This window comes from Kitasatospora sp. NPDC057904 (genome assembly GCF_042887925.1).
GTDB lineage: Bacteria > Actinomycetota > Actinomycetes > Streptomycetales > Streptomycetaceae > Kitasatospora.
On the sequence record NZ_JBHVOL010000038.1, the window covers coordinates 62,504 to 70,956 of the forward strand.

The window sequence follows — 8,453 nt, forward strand, 5'->3', positions numbered from 1 at the left end:
CCCGCCCCTGCGGACATTGTCCACCGAACGGGCGCGGGTGGTCAGCCAAGCCTCTCAGTTGGTCCGGGTGTTGGTCAGGTGGAGGCCGATGTAGCCGACATAGATCCGGCCACTGCCCGAGCAGTCGTCGAGGTAGTGCAGCCGGGGTGCGGTGCGCCCGCCGCCGATCCGCAGGTGCGCGCCCATGAACGCGCGCCGGGAGGCGTCGACGCACTCCGGCACCGGCAGCATCCGCTCGCGCTTCCACTTGGTGTGGCTGTGCACCGTCCGGGACTCGCCGCGGACCGCCTTGCGGGGCGGGAAGCGGTGGCAGCCGTCCGGTGTGTGCTCGCACCACTGCTTGAAGTCGCCGCCGGCCTCGCCGCGGACGGCCGCCTCGGCGTACTCCTGGAGAGCCGTCAGCCCGTCCCAGGCGAGGCGGGCCCAGCCGGCACCGGCGCACTGGAGCTCGTCCAGGGCGAGCGCGGACTTCTGGTCCCCGGTGAAGGTGAGCAGCGGGAACTCGCCCAGCCGGGACAGGAGTTCGGTGAAGGTGTCCGGGTTGTCGTCCGGCCCCGCGGCCGGATCCGGCAGGACCGCGGTGCGCGGGACCCCGGGCGCGCCGACGAACGGGCCTGCGAGCGTGCCGACGACCGGGCCGACGACCGGAGCGGTGGACGGAGCGCAGAGGCGGCCGGGTGCGGCGTGCGCCCGGCCCGGCCGGGTGCGGCGTGCGCGACGCAGCGTGCGCCGTACGCGCTCCAACTCGTCCGCCCTGGCCTGCTGTTCGGCGCGATCCTGCTGCTCCTCGCGGGCGAGCGCGGCCAGCTCGGCGCGGGCGGCGGCCGGATCGGCGCAGGACGCGGCGTCCGGGCGGGGCTGCGACGGGGGGATCCGCAGCACCGGGACGGCCGCGAGCACGGGCGGCAGCGGCAGTTCGGCGGCGAGCCGGCGCGGCTCCCGGGCGAGCAGGCCGGCGGCGCGGCGGACGTCCTGCTCTATTCGGCCCCGGGCGAGCACCGGGTGCCGGGCGCCGTCGTACCGGGAGGCCGGGTCGACCTCGGGAAGGTAGGTGCGGACGGCGCCGCCGTAGACGGTGTGGTACTCCAGCGCGACGTTGAACCCGGTGCGCGCCCCCGGATCCAGGACGTAGGCCGTGGCGAGGCCGGGCAGCTGCTGGCAGAGCGGACGGACGACGGACTCCGTCCACCCGTCGACCGGGACGTTGACCGGGACGCTGGCGACGACCGTGGGCAGCCGGCGCTCCGGGTCGCACAGCTCGTCGATCAGGTCGTCGACCTCGGCGGCGGTGATCACCCGGGGCGCGAGCTGGACGGCGGCCGGACCGTCGGTGGCGTCCAGCAGCGGCAGCAGGCTGCGGGCGAGCTCGGGCACCGGCACCCGGCACGGCGTCCGCAGGCCGCTGCCGGTGGTGTGCGTCTCGGCCTCCAGCCGGACCCAGGTCGGGCCCGCGGCGGCCGTCGCGATGGTCAGGGTGAGCTGCTGCGTCCCGTGGGGGGCCGGGGTGCGCAGGCGGCGGCGCGAGTAGTGGCCGGTGGCGGGGCCGCCGCGCAGCGGGCCGTGGTCGCGGTCGAGCAGGACGCGGTCGCCCAGGCGGAGGCGCTCGACCTGCGGGCCCGCGGGGGAATCCGCGGTGGAGGGGCCCGTGACGGGCGGGTCCACGGCGTACGGGCTCGCTTCGAGCGGGCTCGCTGCGGGCGGGGGGTCCTCGCAGCCTTCCCGCTTCAGCCAGTCGGCCAGCTGCTGGTCGGCCAGCGAGACGGCGTCGGCGTGCGGGAGCGTCGTGGTGACGGTCATCCGGTAGGGCGTCGCGGGGCCCCTGGGGCCGGGTAGGTCGGCTCGGGCGGGCGACGGGGAGCGATCCGAGGTCATGCGCATACCTCCGTGGTGCGGTGGTGGGGTCTGGTGTCCTCCATCGATGGTTTTCGTCCGGTTCGGCCGGATCCTTGCCCAGGAAACGCCATGGCCCGGAGCGGAAGTTCCAACTCCGGGCCACGTGAATACGTTCGAGTGAATCTGTTCAAGGCAAGACCGGCGTGGCGCGTCCCCATGGGCTACGTTGGCCGACTGCGCCCGTGCGTGGCGGCGGAAGGCCTCGGGGCGTCGCGGGAGGCCGCAGGGGCCTGCGGCGGGGCGGGGGCGGCAGCGGGCGCAGCGCCGCAGGGGCTAGACCGGCACCTCGACGTACGTGCGGCCGGCCGCGACCGCCACCGCGGTACCGCCGGTCGCCTCGGCCAGCCAGGCGTGGAAGGCCCGCACCTCCGGCTCCGGCACGCCGACCTCGATCCGCACCCCCGCCGCCTCGTAGGCGAGGTCGCTCACGGTGTACCCGGCCGCCCGCAGGTCGTTCTCCACCCGCCCGGCCCGCACGTGGTCCGCCGTCACGGCCAGCAGTGCCACCGGCCGCCGCTCCAGCAGCCCGACCGCGTCCACCGCCTCCGACACCGCGTTCCCGTACGCCCGGACGAGCCCGCCCGCGCCGAGCTTGATCCCCCCGAAGTACCTGGTCACCACGGCCACCGTGTCGGTCAGCCCGCGGCGGCGCAGCACCTCCAGCATCGGCACGCCGGCCGTGCCGCCCGGCTCGCCGTCGTCGCTGGAGCGCTCGCGGCGCTGCTCGTCGCCGACCACGAAGGCGGTGCAGTTGTGCCGCGCGTCCCAGTACTGCTTGCGGACGCCCGCGATGTACGCCTGCGCCTGCTCCTCGTCGGTGACCCGGGCGAGGTGGCAGATGAACCGGGACTTCTTGATCTCGATCTCGTGGCTGCCGGCCTGCCGGATGGTGAGGTACGGCCTGGGGGTCGGCTCCAGCGTGGCGGACATGGCGCGGTGGTTCTCCCGGAAGACGGCGAAGGCTGGCAGCGCACGCCCCCGGCGTGCGGGGCGGCACCGCCAGCCTAGTCGGCCGCGGGGGACGGGCGGGCGGCGGTCAGCGGCCGGCGAGGGCGTCCAGCTGGGCGCGGTCCAGGCCGGTCAGGGCGGTGACCTCGGCCGGGTCGACCGCACCGCAGTCCAGGCCGCGCAGCACGTAGCCGCTGAGCGCGCGGGCGGTGGCCGGCTCGTCCATCACGTCGCCGCCCGCCTTCGCGACGTAGGCGGCGAGCCGCGCGGAGGCGGCCTCCAGGCCCTCCCGGTAGAAGGCGTACACGGCGGCGTACCGGGTCGGCAGGTGCGCCGGGTGCATGTCCCAGCCCTGGTAGTACGCGCGGGCCAGCGAGCGGCGGACGAGGCCGTGGTGGAGCTTCCAGGCGGCGTGGACCTGCTCGGTGGAGCCGGTCGGGATGACGTTGGTCGAGCCGTCGGAGAGCCGGACCCCGGTGCCGGCCGCGGCCACCTGCATGACGGCCTTGGCGTGGTCGGCCACCGGGTGGTCCATGCTCTGGTAGGCCGCGCTGACGCCGCAGGAGGCGCTGTAGTCGAACGTGCCGTAGTGCAGGCCGGTGGCGCGGCCCTCGGCGGCCTCGATCATCAGGGCGACGGTGGCCCGGCCGTCCGGGCCGAGGATCGCCTGGGTGGTCTCGATCTGGATCTCGAAGCCGATCCGGCCGGCCGGCAGCCCGGCGCGCCGCTCGAAGTCCTCCAGCAGCCGCACCAGCGCGGTCACCTGCGCGGCGTAGGTCACCTTCGGCAGGGTGAGGACCAGGCCGACCGGGAGCCCGCCCCCGGCGAGCAGGGTGGCCAGGAACAGCTCCAGGGTGCGGATGCCGCGCGCGCGGACCGGCGCCTCCATGCACTTGATCCGGATGCCGATGTACGGCGGGGCGCTGCCGTCCGCCACGGCGGCCGCGACGAGTTCGGCGGCGCGGACGGCGGCGGCGTCCTCCTCGGCGTCCGGGCGGGGGCCGTAGCCGTCCTCGAAGTCGATCCGCAGGTCCTCGATCGGCTCGCGCTCCAGCTTGGCGCGGACGCGGGCGTGCACGTCGGCGAGCAGGGCACCGTCGGCGACGCCGAGGGCGCGGGCGAGCTCGGCCGGGGTGCCGGCGTGGGTGTCGAACGCTTCGAGGGCCTGGCGGCCCCACGAGCGGACGGTGTCGGCGGCGAAGGCGTCGGCCGGGACGTAGACGGTGTGCACCGGCTGCCTGGTCCCGGAGTCGCCCGGGTAGCGGCGCGCCAGGTCGGCGTCGACCGGGGCCAGCAGCGCCTCCACGGCGTCGAGGGCGGCGGCGGAGAAGGAGGCCCCGCTCGTCGACCCGTTACCGTCGACCTCGACCTGCGACATCCGTACTCCTCCGTGCCGAACCAGCGCTTCAACAGATTGTTGAGGCGAAGGTAACTCCGGCCGGGTCGGGCGTCAATGGCCGACCGAGCGGTGGACGCGGGGTCGCGGCGGTGTCCGGCCGCGGATCACCCGGTCAGTCCCTCCCGGCGGCCTGGTAGCGGTCGCGCAGCTGCGGGTAGAGCTCGGCGACGTCCTTGGGGTGCACCGAGCCGTCCGGGCGGTTGCCGGTCAGGCCGTACTCCGTGGTCAGCCAGTCGGCGAGGCGCTGCGGGTCGGGGTGGTGCTCGAAGGTGTCGATGTACGAGACCAGCGCCTCGAAGGCCAGCTCCGGGTCGAGCCGGGCCGGAGCGGGACGCGGGCCGGCGGCCTCGACGGGGGCCCGCTCCTCGGCGCGCACGGCGGGCGCGGCCTGGACGAGTTCGGCTAGTACGGGCTCGGCTTGTACGGGCTCCTGGGCGGGTGCGGGGTCCTGCCCCTGCTGCACCGGGTGCTGGGTCCCGGCCTGGGCCTGGGGCTTCGGCGCGGCCCCGGGCGCCGACTCCTCGTCCAGCGGGCGCGGGGGCTTGAACCACGGGGAGGCCTGGCCGGGCACGCGGCTGCCCGGGCTGGCGTCGGCCTGGTGGCCGCCGGTGGTGCGGACCGGCCGTGCCGTCCACACGTTGAGCTCCTCGCGCAGCGGCTGCGGGGCCACCTCCTCCGTGCCCTCCGGCTCCTGGGCCGCGCGCAGACGGACGGCGGCCAGCTTGGCGAGCATCGGCGCGGCCACCTCGGCCGACATCGGCGGGACGGCCGCCGGGACCTCCTGCGGCTGAGCTTGGAGCTGCGGCTGAGCCTCGGGACCGGGCTGTTGAATCTGCTGGACCTGCTGGGCCTGCTGGGCCTGCTGAGACGGATGCGGCTGGGCCTGGCGCTGCTGGGGCTGCTGCGGCTGGGGCTGCTGGGGAACCTCCGGACCGGCCGGGGCGATGGCCGCGGCGGCGCGCTGCTCCTGCGGCTGGAGCTCCAGGGCCTCCTTCGCCTCGCGCTCGCGGGCCTCGTCGTCCAGCCGGTCGAGCAGCGACGGGTCCAGCGGCACGCCGTACTTGGCGAGCTTCAGCGGCAGGAGCGCCTGGATCGGAGCCGACCGGCGCCAGCCGCGCCCGTACCGGAAGCGCAGCTGCGCCCGGTAGACCAGCCGGTTCTGCTCCAGCCGGACGACCTCGTCGTACGAGCGCAGCTCCCACAGCTTCATCCGCCGCCAGAGCCGGAAGGTCGGCACCGGGGAGAGCAGCCAGCGCATCATCCGCACCGACTCCATGTGCCGGTCCGCCGTGATCGCCGCGATCCGGCCCACCGCGTGCCGGGAGGCCTCGACGACCACGACGAACAGCACCGGGATGACGGCGTGCATCCCCATGCCGAGCGGATCGCCCCACGAGGCGGCGGCGTTGAAGGCGATGGTCGCGACGGTCAGCACCCAGGCGGTCTGCCGCAGCAGCGGGAAGGGTATCCGCAGCCAGGTCAGGACCAGGTCGAGCGCCAGGAGGACGACGATGCCGGCGTCGACGCCGATCGGGAAGGCGTAGGAGAAGGCACCGAAGCCCTTCTCGGAGGCCAGTTCCCGCACCGCGTTGTACGACCCCGCGAAGCCGATGCCCGAGATGATGCAGGCCCCGGCCGCGACGATGCCGAGCAGGCCCCGGTGGGCCTTGGTGAGCGTTGGGCGTGCCATGACGTCTATCAACCCCTGGATTTCGGCTGCTGCCGTGCGCTGCCTCGCTGCCGGTTCCCGCTGGTCGGGGGCGCCGGACGGCTGACCTACCTCCGGGGCTCGGCCCACCGGAGTTTACTCGTACGCGCGTTTCAGCGTTTCCACAGGCCGGAGCGTCACAGGGGAGGGCGCGCCCGGACCGCCCCGGGACCGGGCGGAGCGTCAGGCCGTCCGCCCGGCGGTGCCGTTGAGGTAGGCCAGGACCGCGAGGACGCGGCGGTTGGCGTCCTCGTCCGGGGCGAGTTCGAGCTTGGTAAAGATGTTGGCGATGTGCTTGGCCACCGCGCCGTCGCTCACCGTCAGCCGGGCGGCGATGGCCGAGTTCGAGCAGCCCTCCGCCATCAGCTCCAGCACCTCGCGCTCGCGCGGCGACAGCCGCAGCAGCGGCCCCGGACGACGGGCCGTGGTCTGCATCAGCTTCGCGATGACGTCCGGGTCCATCGCCGTGCCGCCGGCCGCCACCCGGCGGACCGCGTCGATGAACTGGTCGGCGTTGAAGACCCGGTCCTTCAGGAGGTACCCGATCCCGCCCGTGCCGTCGGCCAACAGCTCCCTCGCGTACAGCTGCTGGACGTGCTGCGACAGCACCAGGACCGGGAGTCCCGTGATCTCCCGGCGGGCCTGGAGCGCCGCCTGCAAGCCCTCGTCCGTCAGCGTCGGAGGCAGCCGGACGTCGACCACGGCCACGTCCGGCCGGTGCGTCAGCAACGCCTCCAGGAGCTCGGGCCCGGTCTCGACGGCGGCGGCGATGGTGAAGCCGTGCGCTTCCAGCAGCCGGATCAGACCTTCGCGAAGGAGGTAGAGGTCCTCGGCGAGGACAACTCGCACGGCAGCTCCAAGGTGATGGTGGTCGGACCGCCGGACGTACTGTCGATGGCGAGGACACCGTCGAAGGTACCCAATCGACGTTCGATGCCGCGCAGGCCCGTCCCCTTCGCCGGCTCCGCCACGCCGACCCCGTCGTCCGTCACCGTGACCCGCAGCGAGCCGGCCCGGTAGAGGATGTCCACCCAGACCTGCTCCGCGTGCGAGTGCTTGGCCGCGTTGGCCAGCAGCTCGCAGATGCTGAAGTAGGCAGCAGCCTCCACCGGGGCGGGCAGCCGGTCCGGCACGCTCACGCACACCTCCGTCGGCAGCGCGCTGTCCAGCGCCAACGCCCGGACGGCGTCGCCCAGTCCGCGCTCGGCTAGGACCGGCGGGTGGATGCCGCGGACGAGGTCCCGGAGCTCCTGCAGCGCCCGGGCCGAGGACTGCCGCGCCTCCGACAGCAGCTCGCGGGCGGCCGTCGGGTCCGTGTCCATCAGGTGCTCGATGGTGCCGAGCGTCATCCCGATCGCGACCAGCCGCGCCTGCGCGCCGTCGTGCAGGTCCCGCTCGATCCGCCGCAGCTCGGCCGCCTGGTCGCCGACCGCGTCCGCCCGGGTCTCGGTCAACTCGGCCACCCGCTTGGTCAGCTGGGCGTGCGTGGCCCGGCCGTCCTGGTCCAGCACCCGCCGCGCCAGCTCGGCGTGGAGGCGCACCGCGAACGGCGCCAGCAGCACCGCGAGCGCCACCATGCCCAGCCCGAGCCCGAAGTTCACCACCAGCGACAACTGGACCGGACGCACCAACCCGATGCCCTCGTAGGACCTCGGACCCGAGATCACATAGGCCGTACTGAAGAGGATGAGACCCGCCAGCGGACCCGCCAGGGCCAGTACCGCCAGCGGATTCACCACCAGCCAGGCCATCTCGCCGCGGGTGGTCCGGTCCCGGAAGCCCCAGTGCAGCAGCTGCGCGTACTTCGCGACCGTCCGGGAGCGGTGGTACGAGTAGCCCGTCCACCAGTGCCCGCGCTCGTCCGGCTCCAGCGCCGGCATCGGCTCGTAGACGGCCGGCAGACGTATGCCGTGCCACCGCTCCAGCTGCCTGCGCGTGCGGTTCGCCGTGGGGCGGACGAAGAGCGCGGCCACCGTACCGCCGGCGAGGGCCGCGGCCACCAGGGCGAACAGCGCAACCGGGTAGTAGTACGCCATCACCTGGGCCGTCACGACGCCGGCCAGCACGGCCGCCAGCACGGGCAGGGCGAACCCCGGCACCGCACCCAGCACCAGGAGGCCCAGCCGAGCCAGCCCCTGGCCACCCGACTCCAGGGCCGCCTGCGCCTGAACGCGCACACCCGCGCCGCTCGTTCGACTCGTTGTTGTCACGGAAGCTCCTGATGCCGGTCTCGATCGTCCACCATCAGTGTTCACGAAGCGGACGCCACCGACACTGGCCATGACACCCCAATTCCGGGGTGGACCTAGCACCACCTGCAGGTGGATGCACCACGAGGGGATCCCCGGGACCGACCGGAAACGCGAGCGAAAATGCGAAAAGCCCCTGATCCGAATGGATCAGGGGCTTTTCTTGAATGATTGTTCGGCGGCGTCCTACTCTCCCACAGGGTCCCCCCTGCAGTACCATCGGCGCTGTGAGGCTTAGCTTCCGGGTTCGGAATGT

Annotated in this window: 6 protein-coding genes and 1 rRNA gene; all 7 read right to left on the reverse strand. The window is 74.2% G+C overall.

The genetic code is table 11. The features are described from left to right. Positions 1 to 54: 54 nt before the first annotated feature. Positions 55 to 1,797: a hypothetical protein gene (locus ACFVSN_RS43010; protein ID WP_387958950.1), complete on the reverse strand. Its 1,743-nt coding sequence runs from the start codon at positions 1,795 to 1,797 to the stop codon at positions 55 to 57. A gap of 369 nt (positions 1,798 to 2,166) precedes the next feature. Further along, complete coding sequence (locus ACFVSN_RS43015) at positions 2,167 to 2,823, reverse strand: YigZ family protein (protein WP_387958953.1); 657 nt, start codon at positions 2,821 to 2,823, stop codon at positions 2,167 to 2,169. Positions 2,824 to 2,929: 106 nt separating this feature from the next. Continuing rightward, positions 2,930 to 4,219: a DUF6986 family protein gene (locus ACFVSN_RS43020; RefSeq protein ID WP_380508177.1), complete on the reverse strand. Its 1,290-nt coding sequence runs from the start codon at positions 4,217 to 4,219 to the stop codon at positions 2,930 to 2,932. A gap of 133 nt (positions 4,220 to 4,352) precedes the next feature. After that, on the reverse strand, positions 4,353 to 5,930 hold the full coding sequence (locus ACFVSN_RS43025) for a DUF2637 domain-containing protein (protein ID WP_387958956.1): 1,578 nt from the start codon (positions 5,928 to 5,930) through the stop codon (positions 4,353 to 4,355). Between the two features lie 201 nt (positions 5,931 to 6,131). Beyond that, positions 6,132 to 6,797 (reverse strand): LuxR C-terminal-related transcriptional regulator, encoded by a 666-nt coding sequence (locus ACFVSN_RS43030; protein ID WP_380445439.1) that lies wholly within the window; start codon positions 6,795 to 6,797, stop codon positions 6,132 to 6,134. Then, positions 6,749 to 8,125, reverse strand: a complete 1,377-nt coding sequence (locus ACFVSN_RS43035) for a sensor histidine kinase (RefSeq protein ID WP_380508183.1) — start codon at positions 8,123 to 8,125, stop codon at positions 6,749 to 6,751. The genes ACFVSN_RS43030 and ACFVSN_RS43035 overlap by 49 nt, the downstream gene beginning before the upstream one ends. 245 nt (positions 8,126 to 8,370) lie before the next feature. After that, positions 8,371 to 8,453, reverse strand: a 5S ribosomal RNA gene (gene rrf, locus ACFVSN_RS43040); the annotation flags it as partial.

Coding starts and splice junctions, on each gene's coding strand:
- ACFVSN_RS43015 (WP_387958953.1), bottom strand. CDS start 2,823: ATGTCCGCCACGCTGGAGCCGACCCCCAGGCCGTACCTCACCATCCGG.
- ACFVSN_RS43020 (WP_380508177.1), bottom strand. CDS start 4,219: ATGTCGCAGGTCGAGGTCGACGGTAACGGGTCGACGAGCGGGGCCTCC.
- ACFVSN_RS43025 (WP_387958956.1), bottom strand. CDS start 5,930: ATGGCACGCCCAACGCTCACCAAGGCCCACCGGGGCCTGCTCGGCATC.
- ACFVSN_RS43010 (WP_387958950.1), bottom strand. CDS start 1,797: ATGACCGTCACCACGACGCTCCCGCACGCCGACGCCGTCTCGCTGGCC.